This is a genomic window from Pseudomonas sp. P7759 (assembly GCF_013386445.1).
Lineage (GTDB): Bacteria > Pseudomonadota > Gammaproteobacteria > Pseudomonadales > Pseudomonadaceae > Aquipseudomonas > Aquipseudomonas azotoformans_A.
The window spans coordinates 404227-423668 of the sequence record NZ_JACART010000003.1 but is presented as its reverse complement, the minus strand read 5'-3'; the positions used below and the strand labels follow the sequence as shown (position 1 = coordinate 423668).

The window sequence follows — 19442 nt, the reverse complement described above, 5'->3', positions numbered from 1 at the left end:
TGAAAATCCCTACTTTGTTGGGGTGCCGACGGGTTGCTGCAATTGCGCTTTCCAGCGCTCCAGATTGCTCTGCAACGCAGCTTGCGCCACACCGGACGCGGGCAATTCTGTCATCTTTTTGGCCAGCTGTCCGCGTAGCCACGGATCATTGCAGGCCGAGTTGTGGGAAATCGCCAGGTACAGGCCCGGCTGGTCGATGGGGATATCGCGGGCCATCAGGTCGTTGCTCATGCCCAGGGTCTGCGCCATGGCCATGCCGGAATAACGCCCGGCCAGCACGTAGTCGACTTCACCCAGCAGCAGTTTCTGGAACGCTGGCGTCAGCGACGGCAGGCGTTGCAGGCTCAGTTGCTCACCGGCGAAGGTCTCGAAGGCCGCGCTCAAACGCGCGCGCTCTGACACCGCGCCTTTGTGCCCGTGCAGGTCGGCGGCTGTGGCATAGGCCAGCGCCGAGTCCTTGCGCGTCCACACCAGGTAGTCGAGCTGCACCAGCGCCGGGTGGATGTAATCGAGGGTTTCCAGCTCACCCAGGTTCAGCGGTGCGTCGGCGAGGATGTCCATGCGCCCGCTGCGCACTTCCTCCAGGGCCAGGGAGCGCTTACCACCGTAGAGCAGGTCGATTTTCAAGCCGAGGTCCTTGCCCACTTGTTGCAACACATCGGCGGTGGCGCCGATCAGGTGCGTGGGGTCTTGCGGGTCGCGCCAGAGCAACGGCGGCGCATCCGGGCTGCCGGTGATCACCAGGCGATCGCATTTGCCGGCGGCCAGCGACAGCGTCGGCAGCAATGTGAGGCCCAGCAGTACCGCCCAAGGGCGCAATTCCATGGCGTGTGTCTCCAAGTCAAAAAAAAGCCCGGTCACAAGGACCGGGCTCTTTATAAGTGAAGCCGCTGGTTTAGACCAGCTTCTCCAGCTCAGGGACGGCTTCGAACAAGTCCGCCACTAGGCCGTAATCAGCCACCTGGAAGATCGGCGCTTCTTCGTCCTTGTTGATCGCAACGATCACTTTGGAGTCTTTCATACCGGCCAAGTGCTGGATCGCGCCGGAGATACCGACGGCGATGTACAGCTGTGGCGCAACGATCTTGCCGGTCTGGCCGACCTGCATATCGTTGGGTACGAAACCTGCGTCGACGGCCGCGCGGGAAGCGCCGACCGCAGCGCCCAGCTTGTCGGCCAGGGCGTACAGGTGCTTGAAGTTGTCACCGTTCTGCATGCCACGCCCGCCAGACACGACGATCTTGGCAGCGGTCAGCTCAGGACGATCCGACTTGGCCAGCTCTTCGCCTACGAAGCTGGAAGTGCCAGCGTCGTGGGCAGCCGCAACGGCTTCAACGGCAGCCGAACCACCTTCGGCGGCAACCGGGTCGAAACCGGTAGCACGCACGGTGATGACTTTGACCGAAGCGTTGGACTGTACGGTAGCGATGGCGTTACCGGCGTAGATTGGGCGCTTGAAGGTGTCGGCGCTTTCAACCGAAATGATCTCGGAGATCTGGTCAACGTCCAGCTGCGCGGCAACGCGTGGCAGGATGTTTTTGCCGTTGGAGGTAGCAGCAGCCAGGATGTGGCTGTAGCCAGCGCCCAACTCAGCTACCAGCGGCGCAACGTTTTCTGGCAACTGATGCGCGTAGGCGGCATTGTCAGCGTTCAGGACTTTGCTCACGCCCGCGATTTTCGCAGCGGCTTCAGCCACGGCGCCAGCGCCCTGGCCGGCAACCAGTACGTGAATGTCTCCACCGATTTTAGCAGCGGCAGCCACGGTGTTCAGGGTGGCCGGGGCCAGCACCTTGTTATCGTGTTCGGCGATTACGAGGATAGTCATGATCAGATCACCTTCGCTTCGTTTTTCAGTTTCTCGACCAGTTCGGCCACCGACTTGACCTTGATGCCCGCGCTGCGTGCAGCCGGTGCTTCAACCTTGACGGTCTTGTTGGTGGAGGCGGTGGAAACGCCCAAAGCTTCAGGAGTGACCGACTCAAGCGGCTTCTTCTTGGCTTTCATGATGTTTGGCAGGGACGCGTAGCGCGGCTCGTTCAAACGCAGGTCGGTGGTGACGATGGCCGGCAGTTTCAGGGAAACGGTCTGCGCGCCGCCGTCGATTTCACGGGTCACAGCGACGCTGTCGCCGCTCACTTCGACTTTGGAGGCGAAGGTGCCCTGGCCGTAACCGGTCAGTGCAGCCAGCATCTGGCCAGTCTGGTTGTTGTCGCTGTCGATGGCCTGTTTGCCGAGGATCACCAGCTGAGGCTGTTCCTTGTCGACAACGGCTTTGAGCAGCTTGGCCACGGCCAGGGAGGTCAGGTCTTCAGCGGACTCGACCAGGATGGCGCGGTCGGCACCCAGTGCCAGGGCGGTACGCAGCTGCTCTTGAGCAGTGGTAGGGCCGATGGAAACCACGACGATTTCAGTCGCCACGCCTTTCTCTTTCAGGCGGACGGCTTCTTCCACAGCGATTTCGCAGAAAGGGTTCATCGACATCTTGACGTTAGCAAGGTCGACGCCGGAATTGTCCGCCTTGACGCGAACTTTCACGTTGTAATCGACAACGCGTTTGACAGCTACAAGAACCTTCATGGATTCCTCGTTACTCTCCGGTGAAAAGAAAGTCGCCTAGGCGAACCTGGCGGTTGATGCTCATCGGCACACAAGGGCACCTCCAAAAACGCAGGCGGTGACCTTGCTCACGGGAAATGATGACCGTTCGTCAGTGGTGACTGAGAGGTCATTCTTTATCGCAGCGTGTAAACTGCGCGCCAGTGTCTGGACGCGCGCCACCTGTCTTGCTTTTGGACGTGCTCTTGAAACCTGCAGTCTGCCTACGGTTAGCGCAAAACCGACCGTATATTGACCGGAACACCTATTCTGGTCAATACGGCAAAATAGCCAGTCATAAGCCGCACCACTTTGATTTACCTAGCCTGCGGGCAATTCAAACAAACGTTTGTATTGGACGCTGGCAGTGGTGTAGATATAATGCGCCACCTAGAGAGAAAGGTGGGTCTTGCCGTTGCCGCAAGACGACACCGAACCTCCACCCATTAGAAAAAAAAGCCTGTTGAGCCTTGAGTAGGAGATAGCCTGTGGAACGCGAATACATGGAATTCGACGTGGTCATCGTCGGCGCTGGCCCGGCGGGACTGTCTGCCGCCTGCCGACTGAAGCAGAAGGCCGCCGAAGCCGGTAAGGAAATCAGCGTCTGCGTGGTCGAGAAAGGCTCCGAAGTCGGCGCGCATATCCTCTCCGGTGCCGTGTTCGAACCCCGCGCCCTGAACGAACTGTTCCCGGACTGGAAAGCACTCGGCGCCCCGCTCAACACCCCGGTGGTGCGCGACGACATCTATGTACTGCGCAGCCCCGAAGCCTCCACCAAGGTGCCTGACTTCTTTGTGCCCAAGACCATGCACAACGAAGGCAACTACATCATCTCCCTGGGCAACCTGTGCCGCTGGCTGGCCCAGCAGGCCGAGAACCTGGGCGTGGAAGTCTACCCAGGCTTCGCCGCCCAGGAAGCGCTGTTCGACGAAAACGGCGTGGTGCGCGGGATCATCACCGGCGACCTCGGCGTCGACCGTGAAGGCAACCCGAAAGAAGGCGTCTACACCCCTGGCATGGAACTGCGCGGCAAGTACACGCTGTTCGCCGAAGGTTGCCGTGGCCACATCGGCAAGCAACTGATCCAGCGCTTCAACCTGGACAGCGACGCCGACGCCCAGCACTACGGCATCGGCCTGAAGGAAATCTGGGAAATCGACCCCGCCAAGCACCAACCTGGCCTGGTGGTGCACACCGCCGGTTGGCCGCTGGACATCATGAGCGCCGAAAACACCGGTGGCTCGTTCCTTTATCACCTGGAAAACAACCAGGTAGTCGTTGGCCTGATCGTCGACCTGTCCTACAGCAACACCTTCCTGTCGCCGTTCGATGAGTTCCAGCGCCTCAAGCACCACCCGGTGCTGGCCCAGTACCTGGAAGGCGGCAAACGCATCAGCTATGGCGCCCGCGCCATCTGCAAAGGCGGCCTGAACTCGCTGCCGAAGATGGTCTTCAAAGGTGGCGCATTGATCGGTTGCGACCTCGGCACCCTGAACTTCGCCAAGATCAAGGGCAGCCACACCGCGATGAAGTCTGGCATGCTCGCCGCCGACGCCGTGGCCGACCGCCTGTTCGCCGACTCCGAAGGCGGTGATGAACTGACCGCTTACGTCGACAGCTTCAAATCCAGCTGGCTCTACGAAGAACTGTTCGCCAGCCGCAACTTCGGCCCGGCAATGCACAAGTTCGGCCCGATCATCGGCGCCGGCTTCAACTGGTTCGACCAGAACATCCTGGGCGGCAAGATGCCGTTCACCCTGCACGACACCAAGCCGGACTACGCCTGCCTCAAGCTGGCCAAGGACAGCAAGAAGATCGACTACCCGAAACCCGACGGCAAGCTGAGCTTCGACAAGTTGAGCTCGGTGTTCATCTCCGGTACCAACCACGAAGAAGAGCAACCGTGCCACTTGAAGCTCAAGGACCCGAGCATCCCGATCGGCACCAACCTGCCGCTCTACGATGAACCGGCGCAGCGCTACTGCCCGGCCGGCGTGTATGAAGTGATCACCAAGGAAGACGGCGAGAAGCGCTTCCAGATCAACGCCCAGAACTGCGTGCACTGCAAGACCTGTGACATCAAGGACCCTTCGCAGAACATCACCTGGGTCACGCCGGAAGGTGCGGGTGGGCCGACTTACCCGAACATGTAAGCCCGCTGCTTGAATAAAAAAAGGCTCCCAAATGGGAGCCTTTTTTGTGGCCCGAAAAAAGCCAGTCACCTCGGTCAAATGTGGGAGCGGGCTTGCTCGCGAAGGCGGCCTGTCAGTTGAGGAATGTGTTAGCTGACCCACCGTATTCGCGAGCAAGCCCGCTCCCACATTTACGGTGTTGTGCCTGGTGGAATTATGCGGCGCGTTCTTCACCGGGATTGCGCAGGAAATAGCGCTTATATTCCCGACTGAACTGCGACGTACTCTGATAACCCACGTTATGCGCCGCCTGCGCTACGCCCATGCCCTCCACCAGCAACAGTTGCTGGGCCTTGAGCAAGCGCAGACGCTTCAAGTACTGCACCGGCGACAACAACGTACAGCGCTTGAAATGCTCATGAAACGTCGACGCACTCATGTGCGCATACCCCGCCAGCGTCTCGATATTCAGCGGCTCGGCGTAATGGGCATGCAAGTGATTCAACGACGTGGCGATCCGCGAAAACTGCCCCTGCTGTTCCACCAGCGCCCGCAATACATCCGCCTGCGGGCCCCGCAACGCGGTGAACAACACTTCCCTGACCCGCGCCGGGCCCATGATCCGGCTTTCCAGCGGATCGTGCAGGCATTCCAACAGGCGTTCGACGGCGCCGCGCATCGCGTCATCGAGCATTACCGAACTCATCGACTCCAGCGTCTGCGCCGTCGGTGGCGGCCCGGCCTGAATGCCCATGGCCATGACCAGTTCCCCCAGCACCACGCGGTCAATGCCCACCGTGACGCCGTACAACGGCGCGTCGGAGGCCATGGCAAAGGTCTCGCATTCGAACGGCACCGGCATCGCCTGGATCAGGTAATGCCCGGCGCCATACTCCAGCGTACGCGGCCCGAGGTAGGCGACTTTGCTGCCCTGGGCCACGAACATCAGGCTCGGTTCATAGATCTGCGGCCCACGCGCCACGTCGCAACTGGCGCGCAGCACTTGCACGCCGGGCAGGTTGGTTGGGGAAAAACCGTCGCAGGGCGTAAGCCCCTCAATCAAGGACACCAGTGTGGCGTTGGCGTCGAGATGGCGGGTGAGCAGCATGGCAAAAAACTTCGCGAAAAGGGGATGAGAACATCATCGCAGGTCTGGCGTCACAAGGATCCAAACACGGGGCACTCCCGGACGAATAGGCATGAGACTCGGAGCAATCGCCATGGCCGCATCAGGACCCGGCGCGGAGAATGCGCCGCCTCACCTGTCATTGCTTTTGCGAGGTTTCCCCATGTACACCGCCATCGGTTATGCCGCCCAGTCGGCCACCACTCCCCTCGCCCCCATGTCGTTCCAGCGCCGCAGCCCGCGTGCCGATGACGTGGCGATCGAGATCCTGTACTGCGGCGTCTGCCACTCCGACATCCACCAGGCCCGCAACGAGTGGGGCATCGCCGTGTACCCACTGATGCCTGGCCACGAGATCGTCGGCAAGGTCACCGCCATTGGTGCCAACGTCACCGCGCACAAAGTCGGTGACCTGGTGGGCGTGGGCTGCATGGTCGATTCGTGCCGTCACTGCGACGCGTGTCAAGCGGACCTGGAGCAATACTGCCTCGAAGGCCCGACCATGACCTACGCCACCCCAGACCGCGTCGATGGCAGCAACACCATGGGCGGTTACTCCGACAGCATCGTGGTCAGCGAACATTTCGTGGTGAAGATCCCGGCCAAGCTTGACCTGGCCAGCGCCGCGCCGATCCTCTGCGCCGGCATCACCACCTACTCGCCGCTCAAGCACTACGGCGTGAAGGCCGGCGATAAAGTCGGCGTGCTGGGCATGGGCGGCCTCGGCCATATGGGCATCAAGTTTGCCAAGGCCATGGGCGCGGAAGTGACCTTGTTCACGCGCTCGGCAAGCAAGGCCGAAGAAGGCCGTCGCCAGGGCGCCGATCATGTGATCGTGTCCACCGACGAAGCCCAGATGAAAGCCGCCGCCGGCAGCTTCGACTTCCTGCTGGACACCATCCCTGTGCAGCACGACCTGAACCCCTACCTCGACGTGCTGCGCTTTGACGGCGTGCATATCCTGGTCGGCCTGATCGAGCCGGTGGACCCGCCCGTCAACGCCGCCAAGCTGGTGCTGGGCCGCAAGGTGCTGGCCGGTTCGTTGATCGGTGGTATTGCCGAAACCCAGGAAGTCCTGGATTTCTGCGCCGAGCACGGCATCACCTGCGACATCGAAATGCTCGACATCCGCAATATCAACGAAGCCTACAGCCGCATGATCGCCGGCGACGTGAAGTACCGCTTTGTCATCGACATGGCGACGTTGAAGGCCTGATCAGGCCTTCGCGCCCAACTCCGCCGACAGCCGGCCTGCGACCTGTTTGACCACAGGAATCAGCTCGGCCATTTTCTCCAGCGGCATGTAGGGCACGGTACTGGCGATGCTGATGCCGGCGACGATGCGCCGGCTGGCATCGCGCACCGGAGCGGCCACACAACGGATCGACGGTTCGTTGTCTTCCAGGTCGAACGCATAACCGCCCACCACGTATTCATGCATGCGCTGCTCGAACTGTGCCCAGGATTGCTCCGGGTGCTGCGGCCATTGCAGGCTTTTCCCACCCGCCGGCAGGCTGACTTCGTACAGGCGCTGCCACTCTGCGACCGTGTCATCCAACAGCAAGGCCTTGCCGATCCCGGTGCGTGCCAGCGGCATGCGATGGCCGACCCGTGAGCGCATTTCCGGGCCGTTGCGGCCGGGGTTCTTGTGCAGGTACAGCACGTCGTCGTATTCGCGGATGGCCAAGTGGATGGTGTCGCCGGTCAGCGCCGACAATTCATCCAGATAGGGGATCGCCAGAGTCACCAGCGGCAGCTCTTCCCGCGCCTGGAAACCCAGCTCGATCAACTTCGGCCCCAGCAGGTAACCGACCTGTGGCACCACCCGCAGGTAACGCTCTTCCACCAGGCAACTGGCCAGGCGGTGGGTGGTGCTGCGGGTGGTGCCGATGCGCTTGGCGATCTCTTTCAGATCCCGCGCACCGGCCGCCACCGCTTGCACCACGCCCAGGCCACGCAGCAGGGTCTGGGTGCCGGTGGGGGCGGCGTCTTTGACGGGGGTGTGGGCGTTTTCCTGCATATCGGGCCTATTGGGGAGTACGAAAACGGCGCCATTATGGCAAATCACGGACCTCAATACAGTGGAGATCCAAATGTGGGAGCGGGCTTGCTCGCGAAGGCGGTGTGTCAGTCAAAGATGTACTTACTGAACCACCGCCTTCGCGAGCAAGCCCGCTCCCACAGGGGTTAGGCGGTGTTCTTCCTAGCGCTGTTTCATGCGATCGATGATGACCGCAAGAAGCAGGATCGAACCCCGGATCACATACTGGTAAAAGGTGTCGATGTTCTTCAGGTTCATCGCATTCTCGATGATCGCCAAAATCAGCACCCCGGCAATCACGTGACGGATCATGCCGATGCCGCCGCTCAGCGACACCCCGCCCAGTACACACGCCGAGATCACGGTCAGCTCAAAACCTTGCCCAATCATCGGCTGGCCCGAGGTCATGCGCGAGGCGAGGATCACCCCGGCCAGGGCGCCGATCAAGCCGTGCACGGCAAAGATGATGATCTTGGTGCGATCAACGTTCACCCCGGCCAGCAACGCCGCTTCCTGGTTACCGCCGATGGCCATGGTGTTGCGCCCGTAGGTGGTGTAGTTCAGCAGCCAGCCAAAGAACACAAAGCACAGCACAGTGATGATGATCGGCACCGGCACACCCATCAGCTGGCCGTTGCCGAACACGAAGAAACCTTCGTCCATCACGCCGACGGCCTTGCCGTTGGAAAAGATGTACGCCAGGCCGCGTACGATCTGCATGGTCGCCAAGGTCGCAATCAACGCGTTGATGCGCAGCTTGGCGATGACAATGCCGTTGATCAGCCCCACCACCAGGCCCATGGCCAACGCGGCGGACACGCCGAGCACCACGCTGTCGGTGTCGCGGATCACAATGCCCGCAACCACGCCAGCACAGGCAATCACCGAGCCCACCGACAAGTCGAAGTGCCCCGACGCCAGGCAGAACAGCATGGTGCACGCCGCAATACCCACGGTAGAAATCGCCAGGCCCAACCCGCGCATGTTCAGCGGCGAAAGGAAGTTATCGATAAACAACGCGCTGAGCACAAAGATGCCCAACGCGGCGAGCAGCATCACCCAGTCATCGAGGAACTTACGCTGGTTGAAACCCGGCCAGAAGCCCTTTGCAGTTTTTACCTCAGACATCATTCACCTCGAATTCTTCAAGCCCGCGAACGCGGGAGAGCCAGTTGCAATAGCCGAGCCTCATCCGCTTGGTCGCGGGTGAGTTCGCCGGTCAGGGCGCCTTCGCTCATCACCAGGATGCGGTCGCTGATGCCCATGACTTCCATCAGGTCGCTGGACACCACGATCACCGCAATACCGCTGGCGGCCAGGTTGTGGATGATCTGGTAGATCTCCGACTTGGCGCCGATGTCGATGCCACGGGTCGGCTCGTCCAACAGCAGCACCTTCATCGGCATCGACAGCCAGCGGCCGAGAATGGCCTTCTGCTGGTTGCCGCCGGAGAGGTACATGATTTTCTGTTCGGCGTTGGGCGTCTTGACCTTCATCGCCTTGATCTGCCGGTCGGCGTTGGCCGTTTCCCAGCCGTCTCGCAGCAGCCAACCAAAGGTGGAATGGGCGCCCCGCGCGCTGATGTTGATGTTCTCGGCCACGCTGGACAGCGGAATAATGCCCTCCTTCTTGCGGTCTTCCGGGCACAGCAGCACACCGGCTGCGATGGCGTCACGGGGTGACTGCAAGCGCAGCGTTTGCCCGCAGAGTTCAAGGCTACCGGCGGTGCTGCGGGTCAACCCGCTGAGCAGCCGAAACAGCTCCGTACGCCCTGCACCGACCAGTCCGAACAGGCCAAGAATCTCGCCCTTGTGTACCTGCAGATTGACCGGCTCACGCAGGCCCGGTCCGAGCAAGCCCTCGATTTTCAGCGCCACTTCGCCCTGTTCCCGTGGCCGGTAATCGTAGATATCCTGGATATCGCGACCGACCATGCAGGTCACCAACTGGTCGTGAGTCAGCGCATTCATGTCATCGAAAGTGCGCACATAACGGCCGTCCTTGAACACCGTCACCGCGTTGCAGATGCGGAACACTTCTTCCATACGGTGCGACACATAGAGCACGACTTTGCCCTCATCGCGCAGGCGGGTGATGATCGCCATCAAGCGGTCGATCTCGCGCGCCGACAAGCTGCTGGTGGGTTCGTCGAAGGCAATCACATGGGCGCCACGGGACAACGCCTTGGCGATTTCCACCAGCTGGCGCTGACCGAGGGACAGGCGACCGAGCTTTTCGTCCGGGTCGATTTCATCCGCCAGGCCTTTGAGGCAGGCCAACGCTTGCTTGCGCAACTGGCTGCGGTTGACCACCCCGAAACGCGTCGGCAAATGCCCAAGGAACAGGTTCTCGGCCACGGTCATTTCCGGCACCAGGTGCAGCTCCTGGTGGATCACCGCCACACCGCTGGCAATGCTGTCGGCGGCCGACTTGAAGTCCATGGTCTGCTCGCCGATCTGCAGCGAACCACTGCTCGGCAAGTAAGCACCGCCGAGGATCTTCAGCAGCGTCGACTTACCCGCGCCGTTCTCGCCCATCAGCGCATGCACCTGGCGCGGCCGCGCTTCAAAGCTGATCTGCGCCAGGGCTTTCACACCGGGAAATTCCTTGCCGATGCCGTTGAAGCGCAGGGCCGCGCCGGTCATTTCCACAGCCCGATTTTGCTTAACTCTTCCTTGAAGTTGGCGCGGGTGATCAGGGTCACGTTGTCCAACGCGGTGAACTTGGCAGGCTCGGTGCCCTTGGTGACCCACTCGAACATGGCGCTGGCGGTTTTATAGCCGGAGGCGTCAGGGCTCAGCAGCATCGAGCCGTAAAAGCCGGTGTCGGTTTTCTTCAGCTCTTCAATCGCATCGGTGCCGTTGATACCCACGCCGATCACGTTCGCCGCCTTGAAACCGGCGCTTTCGGTGGCGCGCACGCCGCCCAGTACGGTGCTGTCGTTCATGCCACCGATGATCAGGTTTTTCGCGCCGCTGGGCAGTTTCACCAGGGCCGAGTTGGTGGCGTCCATGCTGCCCGGTACGTCGAGGGTTTTCTGCGCGCTGAACAGGATGTGGTCGGCGGGCAAGCCGGCAGCCTTGAGGCCTTCGACCGAACCGTCGGTGCGTTTCTTGCCGGTTTCCAGCTCATCGAAGGTGTTGATGACGGCGTAGGTTTCTTTCCAGTCCCAGTTGCGATGCTTGGCTTCGGCGGCCATGGCTTCGCCTTGTTTCTGGCCGATCTTGTAGGCATCCAGGCCGACGTAAGGCACGTCTTCCATGGGCTTGCCCTTGGCGTCGACGAAACGATCGTCCACCGCCAGCACTTTGAGGTTATTGAGCTTGGCCTTGGCCATGATCGCCGGGCCGAGGGACACGTCCGGCGGGCAGATCACGAAGCCCTTGGCGCCATTGGCGGCCAGGGTGTCGATGGCCGACAAGGTTTTTTCACCGTCCGGCACGGCGATCTTTATGACGGTGAAACCCTGGTCCTTGCCGGCTTTTTCGGCGAAGGCCCATTCGGTCTGGAACCAGGGTTCTTCGGCCTGCTTGACCAGGAAGCCGATCTTCACTTCCTCGGCGAGCGCCACGCTGCTGAACGCCATTGCCAGCGCCAGGGTGCCTAGAGTCTTCTTGAACATGGACCACCTCCTTCTTGTTATTGGAAAACGCTTTAGTCGTGGTACATCACAGAACGCCCGCCATCGATCATCAGGCAGGTTGCATTGATAAAGGGCGCCTCGTCAGTCGCCAGGAACAGTGCCGACATCGCCACCTCCACCGGCTGGCCGATGCGCTTGGGCGGGTGCAGGTCGAACGCGCGCTGACGCTCAGCGTGGGGGTCGGCGAAACCGTTCCAGTAGTCGACGTTGAGCTGGGTTTCGATGTAGCCCGGCGCGATGGCGTTCACGCGGATACCTTTGGGCGCGTATTCGATGCCGAGGGCGCGGGTCAGGCCGAGCAGGCCGTGCTTGGCCACGGGATAGGGAAAGCAGCCGGGGATGATGTGGCTGGAATGGGTGGACGCAATGTTGATGATGTTGCCGATGCCCTGCTCGATCATGTGCGGCAACACCGCGCGGCAGCCGAACCAGGCACCGTCGAGGTCGATGGCGAAGCAGCGGCGCCAGTCTTCGTCGGTCATTTCCAGCGGGTCGCGGAACACATTGACCCCGGCGCAGTTGACCAGCACATCCACCCGACCGAAGCGCTCGATGGCCAGGTTGACCAGCGCCTGCCATTGATCTTTCGAGGTGATGTCGACGGCCTGCGCGTAGACGTCGGCGCCGCGCTCACGCCAGTGGGCGGCGACCTTCTCGACTTTTTCGCCCTGGATATCGGCGATGATCAATTGCGCCTGCTGCGCCTGGAAACACGCGACGATCGCCTCGCCAATGCCTTGGGCGGCGCCGGTGATGATCACCACTTTGCCTTTGAGCCGCTCGCCGTAGGTGGGCTCGGGCACGGCGGGGAGTGACAAGGGTTGTGCCTGCATCGCTTCACCTGTTTTATTTTTGGTAGTGAGTGCTGATGCAGCCGACTATAAACCCATCATTTGAAATATCTCAATATATAAATTTGCATCCCACATAGTGAGCACAGAAACAAAAAAACCGGCGAATCGTCGCCGGTTATTTGTAGGGCCTTCTCCGTCAGCCGAGGGCGAAGTCGCGCAGTGCGTCGCCTTCCATGCGGTAGCGCACCCACTCTTCCTGGGGCTGGGCGCCGATGGATTTGTAGAAGGCAATCGCCGGTTCATTCCAGTCCAGCACGCTCCACTCGAAGCGCCCGCAACCGTTATCGAAGGCGATCTTCGCCAAGTGACGCAGCAGCTTCTTGCCCGCCCCGCCGCCGCGCTGTTCCGGGTTGATGTAGAGGTCTTCCAGGTACAGGCAGTTGCTGCCCAACCAGGTGGAATAGCTGAAGAAGAACACCGCAAAACCAATCGGCAAGCCGTCGCGCAAGCAGATCAGTCCATGGGCGGTGGCGCCCTCGCTGAACAGGCTGCGCTCGATGTCCACCACACTGGCGATCACTTCGTGCCGGGCTTTTTCGTACTCGGCCAGCTCCGTGATGAAGGTCAGGATTTGCGCAGCATCGCTGGGCACGGCGGGGCGAATCTCGATGGTCATGGGCGAGCCTTGGCAATTTCAAAGCACACATACTAAGGCGCTTTCGTGACGGATTGCAGTGCAATTTCACCACGTGCCCTTACTCCGCCCACAGGTAACGCTGGCACCAGCAACCCCACAACAATCGGCCAAGCGGTGCATGGTAAAACGTCCGGCATAACTCCAATGACTTCCAGGCCATCCCATGCATTCCAAATCTGCAGTGAGCACGCCGTTGTTCGCCCTGTTTTGCCTTGCCAGTTTTCTATTGTCGCTGTCTTACGGCTCGACCTTTCTGTTGTCGTTGCTGATTCATACGCGCGGCGGCAACGAGCACGATGCCGGCAGTGTGATCTCCATGGCAATGCTCAGCACCTTTGTGGCCGTGGTGGTCTCCGGGCATTTGGCCGATGCGCTGGGCGCGGCGCGGGCGATTGCGGGAATGGGCCTGCTGTTGGTGGTGGCGTGCCTGGGTTTTGCACTGATGCCTGGGTTCGGCCAGGGCTTGATGGGGTTTGGCCTGGCGCTGGGGCTCGGTTGGGGAGTGTTCTATACCTTGGGGCCGATCATCGTGGCCCTGCTGGTAGAACCGCAACAGCGGGCGAAGTATTTTGCTTTGTTGTCCGGCAGCATGATGAGCGGAATAGGGGCCGGCCCCTTGCTCGGCCGCGCGGCGAGCGCGTTGGGGCTGCCGCTGACCAGCGCGTTCTACATCGCGGCCTGCGCCAGCCTTGTCGGTGTGGTGATGTTCTGGCGACTGGGCGCTCATCTCAAGCAAGACGCAGCAGTGGCAAAAATCTCCTGGCGTGCCACGCGCCAGGTGCTGTCATCGAAGGCTGTGTTCGCGATCATCATGGTCGGCCTGGGCGGTTGTGTGTTCGGTGGGTTGTCCTCGTTCCAGACCAGCTATGCAGCGGCGCATTCGTTGGACTATTCGCTGTTCTTCCTGGGTTTCCTGAGCGCGGCAATTACCAGCCGTTTGTTGATTGCAGGGCTTGTCGTCAAGCGGGATGCCTATCGCTCGGCGTGCGTGTTGTCGGGGCTGATGCTGGTGTCGGTGTTGATGTTCGGCTTCACGGTATCGGGGACCTTCAGCTACCTGCTCGCCGCCATCACCCTGGGCGTGGGTTATGGGCTGACGTACTCGGTGATCAACGGACTGGTGGCCAATGAAGCGCCCTTCGGCACCACGCCCCAGGCGTTGCTGCTGTTCAGCCTTGGGTACTTCGTCGGGGTATTCGGTTTCCCGCTGCTGGCCGGGCGGATCATCGTCGAATATGGCCTGCAATCGCTGCTGCTGAGTGTGACGGCAGTGGCGTTGATCAATTGGTTGATCAGCGTCGCCAGGCTGGTCTGGCGGCGGGCCTCGGCACACAAAATCTTACAGGTGAGCTAAGACCGTTCGTCGCCACCCAGGCACGAACACCAAGGCCGGGCTGACCAATAGAGGGTAAGGACATTAATCATATGGAGACACCCTCATGAAAAATTCCAAGTTTGCTGCCCTCGCCCTCACGGGCCTGTTGTCTGCTGCGTCGCTGAGCGCCTTTGCCGCCAGCTCGACCACCGGGCCAACCGATCCAACACCGAATGCCACCACCGAGTCGCAGAAATCCATGGGTACCGGCATGGACACCAATGGTGGCGCGGTCATTGAGCCCGGCGCTGACCCGCGCACCCAAGGCAACGATAACCAGCGCCAAGCGCCTGCCGCCGTCGGTAACGGCAAAATGGGCCCGGCGGTCAATCAGCCCAATATCAACAAGGGCGATGACTCCAACGTCCCAGGTGCGCCGAAACAACCTGCGCCTTGATCCATCGAACGCAAGACGAACACCCGATCATTTCCCAGTGAAGAGGTACGCATGAACGTCGATAGAAACCTTGAGAAAGAAGTCCTCACCCGCCTGCTGCACGCTCATCCGCAAGGGCTGGGCAAGGAGGTGCTGGATAACTACCGCGGCGAAAAAGAGGTGGCCAGTGTCTTGGCATTCCTGCAGGACCGTGGGTTGATCAAGGATGGGCATGTGACCACTGACGCGGCCGGTGAGTACGCGTTGAATCTGCCGATCAAGCTGACGGCGTCCGGGGTGGATGAGGCGCGTAAGTTGGAGTCTGAAACGCTCTAACAGCCCTCATACAAAACAAAATGTGGGAGCGGGCTTGCTCGCGAAGGCGGAGTATCAGTGGCAAATCTTTGCCTGACACTCCGCCTTCGCGAGCAAGCCCGCTCCCACAGTTTTGTCCGCATTCAGCCAGCTAGTAGAGCATCGACCTCCGCAGTGCCGGGTGAGGTTGCTGGCCCCCAGCGTGTCACCGCCAACGCCGCTGCCGCATTGGCACGACGTGCCGCTTGAGCGGGTGCCAGGCCATTCGCCAACCCTGCCATAAACACCCCCGCATGGGCATCCCCCGCGCCATTGCTGTCCACCGCCTTCACCTTGAACCCCGGCACATGCTGCGCCTGGCCATTGCGGCTGACCCAGCAACCATTCGGTCCATCCCGCACCACCAGCAAGGCCTCCACGGGCAGGTGACGATTGAGATCGACCAGCGCATCCGCCACCGTACCCGCCCCGGTAAAGGCCAGGGCTTCCGGGCCATTACTGGTCCAGATATCGATACGCGGCAGCAACGCCACCATCAGCGTGGAGTCAGGCGCCTTGACCAACGGGCCCGGATCGAACACCACGGTGATCGCTCGCGGCAGCGCCAGCAGCCAGTCGAGCAATGCCTGCGCCTTACCTTCCAGCAACAGGCTGTAGCCGCTGACATACACGTAATCGTCCGGTTGCGGGACCACGCGCGCCAGGTCCTCGGCACTCAAGTCACCTTCAGCGCCGAGATGGGAAATGAAGGTGCGCTCGGTGGTGGCCTCGGTCAGCGAGACACACAAACCGGTGTCTTTATCGGTGCTGGCCGTCTGAGCCATTTCGACCCCTTCGGCCTGCATCGCCGCACGGGCCAGGTCACCAAAGCGCCCATTGCCATGACGGCCGAGGTAAACCACCGGCAACCCATTGCGCCGCGCGGCCGCCATCACATTGAAGCCCCCTCCGGCCTCAAAGCTGGCCGATTGCGCCAGCACATCGCCGCCGGTGGCGGGCAAAGTATCGAGGGCCATGACCAGGTCGACGATGACTTGGCCTGTGTGCAGCAATCTAGACATTAGGACGCTCTACCAAAGCCGGGCGACGGTCAGCGGCGCCACCCAGTACTGCATAAATCCCGCCGGCCACCACGAAGGTGACAATCCAGCCCAGGCCGTTGTGGCCCAGCCAGGAGTCGGACAAAGGCCCGGCGAACCAGATATTTTCGGCGGTGGTGCCGATGGTGGTGAAGCTGAAGCCCAGCACGATCGCCACCGCCCAGGCGCCGAACGCACGCCATTCCACACCGCCGCGATACCAGTAGACGCTGCTTGGGCTCACGTCCAGCAGGTCCTTGGGGCTGTAGTAGTGACGGTGGATCAGGTCAACCACGAAGATGCCGACCCACGCCGTAATCGGCACGGCCAGCAACGAGATGAAGGTGATGAACGGGCCGTAGAAACTGTCGGCGATCAGCATGAAGTAGATCGAGCCGGCGAAGATCGCCACGATGTCGACGATCACCGCATGCACGCGCTTGACCTTCAGCCCCAGCGTCAGCGTGGTCAGGCCCGCCGAGTACACCGACAGGTTGTTGGACAACAGCAGGCCACCAAACGCGGTGATCAGGTACGGCACCGCCATCCAGGTCGGCAGCATGTCGCGGATCGCGACGATCGGGTCGGTGGCCGAGGCCAGGTCGTTGTTGCCCACCGACAGCAGGCCGCCGAGGGTGATCAGCAACACCAGCGGAATGCCCGCGCCAAACGCGGCCGAGGCCACCAGGCGCACAGCCGTGACGCTGCGGTGTTGGTAGCGCGACATGTCGGCGCCAGCATTCGCCCAACCGATACCCGTACCGGCGGCCATGGTACCGACGCCGATGATCATCGCGCTCAACGGCGCCGGGGTCGCGTTGAACACCGCGCTCCAATCGATGGTGGCGCAGAGGAAGCCGCCCACCAGGATGTTCAAGGCGCCGAAGACGTAGGTGGCCCACTTCTGAATCACCAGCAACGTGGCGTGGCCCAGACCGGAAACCGACAGGGTCAGCAGCACGAAGATCGCGATAAAGATCAGGGTCAGCACCGGTGCGCTTTTCGCCTCGACCGGCGAACCAAACAGGATCGAGCACAACGACAGCAGCACAAACGCGGCCGTGGTGGTGTTGACGGTTTCCCAGCCCAGGCGCGACATCAGCGACACCAGCGTCGGCCCGATATTGCCACGCACACCGAAGATGGCGCGGGACAGCGTCAGGCTCGGCGCACGTCCACGACGACCGGCAATGGAGATGATGCCCACCACCGCGAACGAGCCGGCAGCGCCGAGGATCGCCACGATAATCGCCTGCCAGATCGCCAGGCCGCGAAACGCCACTAACGTGGCGCCGAGCGGCAAGCCGAGGATGCTGATGTTGGCGGCGAACCACACCCAGAACAGTTGCAGCGGGTGCCCGTTGCACTCGCCTTCAGGGACCGGTTCGATGCCGCGTGTTTCCAATTGCCCGGCACTTTGGCCGGAAGAGGTGCTGCTCATGAGGGGGTGCTCCTGGTGCCTGTATTGTTGTGGTTGTGGCAGGGGTACAAAGCGAATCGTGTTTCCGGTCGTCCTGAGTCAGCGCATTTTCAACAGCTCTTGAACCAGCGGCTGCAACTCCAGGCCATTGACCTGCTTGACCTGTTCGATCATCGCCTCAGGCCAGCACTGCAGTCCTAGGCACGCGCCCAGCATGGCGCCGAGAATGGCGGCAATGGTGTCAGTGTCGCCGCCAAGGCTGGCGGCCAGACACAGCGCTTCGAAGGCGTTCAACTCGCCCACCGCCACTTGCTGGGCCAGGGCGAACGAGACCACCACCGACTCCTGGGACGCGACGGAGGTGCCGATCAATTCGTACAGCAAGTCGGCGAACAGAGCTTTGTCGCCGCTGCCGACGCTCAAGGTGCGCGCCCAACTGATGCGCGTGGAAATACGCCCGCCGGCAATCCAGTGACCGTGGCCTTCCGCTTGCTGGGCAATCTGGGTGCCGATGTTCAGTGCTTCGCCCAGGTCCACGCCGTTGATGCCGGCCGAGACCACCGCCGCCACCGCCGCCGCGCTGGAAATCCCCAGGGTGGTGTTATGGGTAACCTGGCAGGCCTGGATCACCGCCTGAATAAACCGCGCCGGGTCGCTGACGTCGGCGGCGATTCCCACCGGGGTGATGCGCATCGCAGCGCCGTTGGTGGTGCCATACCGACCGGACTCTTCAGGGGTGTGACCGGCGAGAATCATGTCGATCGCACGCTTGGTGGACGGGCCGAGCAGATCCTGCGAGCCCTTGGCGCGCATCACCGCTTCCCAGTCGATCAAACGCTGGGCGAGCACCGTCGGCTCGATCACGCCCTGCCCTTCCACCAGCAACTCGCCCACCAGAATCGCCTGCTCGGTGTCATCGGTGATGGAACCGGCGGGCATGTTCGGCGCAATCGGCTGGTCGGCGTCGGCGTCTTCCAGGCCAGTGATGGCACCGAAACGCGCGCGGACCTGCTCGCGGCTCAAGGACTGGGTCGGCATGCCCAGGGCATCGCCCAACGCCAAGCCGTAGAAAGCGCCGAGGGCGCGAGTGTGCGGGGTCATTTCGGGTTTCCAAACTGAAGGTGCAGGCGAAAGTGCAGCGGGTCGAGCAAGCTTTCGACATGCTCCATGAAACGCTCACGGCGGTCGTAGGTGGTCCGTGAGGCCTTGAGAAACACCGTGCCCGCAGGGCGGCCGAGCAATTCGGCGTCTTCGTCGCTGAGGGGTTCGGCGCCGATCCATTGGTCACCTTCGGCGCCGACGTAACCGTAGGCGGCCAGGGTGATGGTCAGGGAATTATCGATCAGGCCGACTTTAGGCAAACTTTCCAGGCCGCCAGATGCGGGCATCAACGAGCGTTCCAGCGAGACTGCCGTGCCGTCGGTGGTGCGGCGACGGCGATCAAGGGCAATGAATTGGTCGCTGCCGAAACGGCTGAACAGGTCGGGACGGGTCACCGCTTCCAGGCGCAGGATGTCGGTGTTCACTCGCGCGCCTGTGTCGGCCAGGGCCTGCGCCCAACCGCTGCGTTGATCGAGCACCATGCCGTCAAAGGTGACGATGGAGCCGACGCCGCTCTGGGTCGCGATGTAGTTACGTCGCTTGAGCTCGGCGAGGGCTTCGCGCAGGGTGCCACGGCTGACCGCAAACTCTTCGGCCAGTTGGTGCTCGCCCGGCAACAGGAAACCGTCGGCCATCACCCCACCCTCGATACGGCGGATGAGCTCGTCGACGACGCGTTTTTTCTTATCAAATCGAACATGTCTAATCATGTACAAATTGATAACCGAAAGCGGTCGTTTGCAGCAAG

General features: G+C 61.6%; 19 protein-coding genes. 5 read left to right on the top strand and 14 right to left on the bottom strand.

The window, feature by feature from the left end:
* Positions 1-9 precede the first annotated feature (9 nt).
* From HX823_RS02755 to HX823_RS02745, 3 genes are all read right to left on the bottom strand, one after another.
* The gene (locus HX823_RS02755; protein ID WP_033901245.1) at positions 10-825 is read right to left on the bottom strand and encodes an ABC transporter substrate-binding protein; all 816 of its coding nucleotides are present in this window, start codon (positions 823-825) and stop codon (positions 10-12) included.
* Positions 826-895: 70 nt separating this feature from the next.
* Positions 896-1825 (bottom strand): electron transfer flavoprotein subunit alpha/FixB family protein, encoded by a 930-nt coding sequence (locus tag HX823_RS02750; RefSeq protein ID WP_028617554.1) that lies wholly within the window; start codon positions 1823-1825, stop codon positions 896-898.
* A gap of 2 nt (positions 1826-1827) precedes the next feature.
* The gene (locus HX823_RS02745) at positions 1828-2577 is read right to left on the bottom strand and encodes an electron transfer flavoprotein subunit beta/FixA family protein (RefSeq protein WP_017138339.1); all 750 of its coding nucleotides are present in this window, start codon (positions 2575-2577) and stop codon (positions 1828-1830) included.
* A gap of 506 nt (positions 2578-3083) precedes the next feature.
* Between HX823_RS02745 and HX823_RS02740 the strand changes: the two genes are divergently transcribed.
* Entirely contained in the window at positions 3084-4748 is a 1665-nt protein-coding gene (locus HX823_RS02740) for an electron transfer flavoprotein-ubiquinone oxidoreductase (protein ID WP_177074066.1), read from the top strand.
* A 193-nt stretch (positions 4749-4941) separates the two neighbouring features.
* Here the strand turns inward: HX823_RS02740 and HX823_RS02735 are convergent, their stop codons facing one another.
* Positions 4942-5835, bottom strand: coding sequence for an AraC family transcriptional regulator (locus HX823_RS02735; RefSeq protein WP_177074065.1), 894 nt, complete (start codon positions 5833-5835; stop codon positions 4942-4944).
* Positions 5836-6016: 181 nt separating this feature from the next.
* Between HX823_RS02735 and HX823_RS02730 the strand changes: the two genes are divergently transcribed.
* Positions 6017-7069, top strand: a complete 1053-nt coding sequence (locus HX823_RS02730; protein WP_177074064.1) for an NAD(P)-dependent alcohol dehydrogenase — start codon at positions 6017-6019, stop codon at positions 7067-7069.
* Here HX823_RS02730 and HX823_RS02725 read toward each other — a convergent pair whose 3' ends face one another.
* The 6 genes from HX823_RS02725 to HX823_RS02700 form a co-directional block, all read right to left on the bottom strand.
* Positions 7070-7873, bottom strand: coding sequence for an IclR family transcriptional regulator (locus HX823_RS02725; protein ID WP_177074063.1), 804 nt, complete (start codon positions 7871-7873; stop codon positions 7070-7072). It lies immediately after the preceding gene.
* Between the two features lie 183 nt (positions 7874-8056).
* On the bottom strand, positions 8057-9022 hold the full coding sequence (araH, locus tag HX823_RS02720; RefSeq protein WP_038850349.1) for an L-arabinose ABC transporter permease AraH: 966 nt from the start codon (positions 9020-9022) through the stop codon (positions 8057-8059).
* A 17-nt stretch (positions 9023-9039) separates the two neighbouring features.
* Positions 9040-10539 (bottom strand): L-arabinose ABC transporter ATP-binding protein AraG, encoded by a 1500-nt coding sequence (gene araG, locus HX823_RS02715; protein ID WP_177074062.1) that lies wholly within the window; start codon positions 10537-10539, stop codon positions 9040-9042.
* Positions 10536-11516 carry a substrate-binding domain-containing protein gene (locus HX823_RS02710; protein ID WP_033901250.1) on the bottom strand — a complete coding sequence of 327 codons (981 nt, stop codon included), beginning with the start codon at positions 11514-11516 and terminating at the stop codon, positions 10536-10538. The genes araG and HX823_RS02710 overlap by 4 nt, the downstream gene beginning before the upstream one ends.
* A gap of 32 nt (positions 11517-11548) precedes the next feature.
* A complete protein-coding gene (locus HX823_RS02705) occupies positions 11549-12370 on the bottom strand; it encodes an SDR family oxidoreductase (RefSeq protein WP_177074061.1) in 822 nt (273 codons plus the stop codon).
* Positions 12371-12527: 157 nt separating this feature from the next.
* Positions 12528-13007: a GNAT family N-acetyltransferase gene (locus HX823_RS02700; protein WP_010208407.1), complete on the bottom strand. Its 480-nt coding sequence runs from the start codon at positions 13005-13007 to the stop codon at positions 12528-12530.
* Between the two features lie 184 nt (positions 13008-13191).
* On the opposite strand from HX823_RS02700, the gene HX823_RS02695 reads away from it, so the two are divergent.
* From HX823_RS02695 to HX823_RS02685, 3 genes are all read left to right on the top strand, one after another.
* Entirely contained in the window at positions 13192-14382 is a 1191-nt protein-coding gene (locus HX823_RS02695; protein WP_177074060.1) for an MFS transporter, read from the top strand.
* 85 nt (positions 14383-14467) lie between these two features.
* On the top strand, positions 14468-14800 hold the full coding sequence (locus tag HX823_RS02690; protein WP_038850345.1) for a hypothetical protein: 333 nt from the start codon (positions 14468-14470) through the stop codon (positions 14798-14800).
* Positions 14801-14851: 51 nt separating this feature from the next.
* The gene (locus HX823_RS02685) at positions 14852-15115 is read left to right on the top strand and encodes a hypothetical protein (RefSeq protein WP_033901254.1); all 264 of its coding nucleotides are present in this window, start codon (positions 14852-14854) and stop codon (positions 15113-15115) included.
* A gap of 122 nt (positions 15116-15237) precedes the next feature.
* Here HX823_RS02685 and HX823_RS02680 read toward each other — a convergent pair whose 3' ends face one another.
* The 4 genes from HX823_RS02680 to HX823_RS02665 form a co-directional block, all read right to left on the bottom strand.
* Complete coding sequence (locus HX823_RS02680) at positions 15238-16155, bottom strand: PfkB family carbohydrate kinase (protein ID WP_177074059.1); 918 nt, start codon at positions 16153-16155, stop codon at positions 15238-15240.
* On the bottom strand, positions 16148-17614 hold the full coding sequence (locus HX823_RS02675; RefSeq protein WP_038847776.1) for a cytosine permease: 1467 nt from the start codon (positions 17612-17614) through the stop codon (positions 16148-16150). The genes HX823_RS02680 and HX823_RS02675 overlap by 8 nt, the downstream gene beginning before the upstream one ends.
* Positions 17615-17692: 78 nt before the next feature.
* The gene (locus tag HX823_RS02670; RefSeq protein WP_033901257.1) at positions 17693-18694 is read right to left on the bottom strand and encodes an ADP-ribosylglycohydrolase family protein; all 1002 of its coding nucleotides are present in this window, start codon (positions 18692-18694) and stop codon (positions 17693-17695) included.
* Positions 18691-19404: a GntR family transcriptional regulator gene (locus HX823_RS02665; RefSeq protein WP_033901258.1), complete on the bottom strand. Its 714-nt coding sequence runs from the start codon at positions 19402-19404 to the stop codon at positions 18691-18693. Before HX823_RS02665 ends, HX823_RS02670 begins: the two co-directional genes overlap by 4 nt.
* Positions 19405-19442: the final 38 nt, after the last annotated feature.

Bases quoted from the DNA above. Each gene is read 5' to 3' on its own strand.
- HX823_RS02755 (WP_033901245.1), bottom strand. From the start codon at position 825: ATGGAATTGCGCCCTTGGGCGGTACTGCTGGGCCTCACATTGCTGCCG.
- HX823_RS02750 (WP_028617554.1), bottom strand. From the start codon at position 1,825: ATGACTATCCTCGTAATCGCCGAACACGATAACAAGGTGCTGGCCCCG.
- HX823_RS02745 (WP_017138339.1), bottom strand. From the start codon at position 2,577: ATGAAGGTTCTTGTAGCTGTCAAACGCGTTGTCGATTACAACGTGAAA.
- HX823_RS02735 (WP_177074065.1), bottom strand. From the start codon at position 5,835: ATGCTGCTCACCCGCCATCTCGACGCCAACGCCACACTGGTGTCCTTG.
- HX823_RS02730 (WP_177074064.1), top strand. From the start codon at position 6,017: ATGTACACCGCCATCGGTTATGCCGCCCAGTCGGCCACCACTCCCCTC.
- HX823_RS02725 (WP_177074063.1), bottom strand. From the start codon at position 7,873: ATGCAGGAAAACGCCCACACCCCCGTCAAAGACGCCGCCCCCACCGGC.
- araH (WP_038850349.1), bottom strand. From the start codon at position 9,022: ATGTCTGAGGTAAAAACTGCAAAGGGCTTCTGGCCGGGTTTCAACCAG.
- araG (WP_177074062.1), bottom strand. From the start codon at position 10,539: ATGACCGGCGCGGCCCTGCGCTTCAACGGCATCGGCAAGGAATTTCCC.
- HX823_RS02710 (WP_033901250.1), bottom strand. From the start codon at position 11,516: ATGTTCAAGAAGACTCTAGGCACCCTGGCGCTGGCAATGGCGTTCAGC.
- HX823_RS02705 (WP_177074061.1), bottom strand. From the start codon at position 12,370: ATGCAGGCACAACCCTTGTCACTCCCCGCCGTGCCCGAGCCCACCTAC.
- HX823_RS02700 (WP_010208407.1), bottom strand. From the start codon at position 13,007: ATGACCATCGAGATTCGCCCCGCCGTGCCCAGCGATGCTGCGCAAATC.
- HX823_RS02695 (WP_177074060.1), top strand. From the start codon at position 13,192: ATGCATTCCAAATCTGCAGTGAGCACGCCGTTGTTCGCCCTGTTTTGC.
- HX823_RS02690 (WP_038850345.1), top strand. From the start codon at position 14,468: ATGAAAAATTCCAAGTTTGCTGCCCTCGCCCTCACGGGCCTGTTGTCT.
- HX823_RS02685 (WP_033901254.1), top strand. From the start codon at position 14,852: ATGAACGTCGATAGAAACCTTGAGAAAGAAGTCCTCACCCGCCTGCTG.
- HX823_RS02680 (WP_177074059.1), bottom strand. From the start codon at position 16,155: ATGTCTAGATTGCTGCACACAGGCCAAGTCATCGTCGACCTGGTCATG.
- HX823_RS02675 (WP_038847776.1), bottom strand. From the start codon at position 17,614: ATGAGCAGCACCTCTTCCGGCCAAAGTGCCGGGCAATTGGAAACACGC.
- HX823_RS02670 (WP_033901257.1), bottom strand. From the start codon at position 18,694: ATGACCCCGCACACTCGCGCCCTCGGCGCTTTCTACGGCTTGGCGTTG.
- HX823_RS02665 (WP_033901258.1), bottom strand. From the start codon at position 19,404: ATGATTAGACATGTTCGATTTGATAAGAAAAAACGCGTCGTCGACGAG.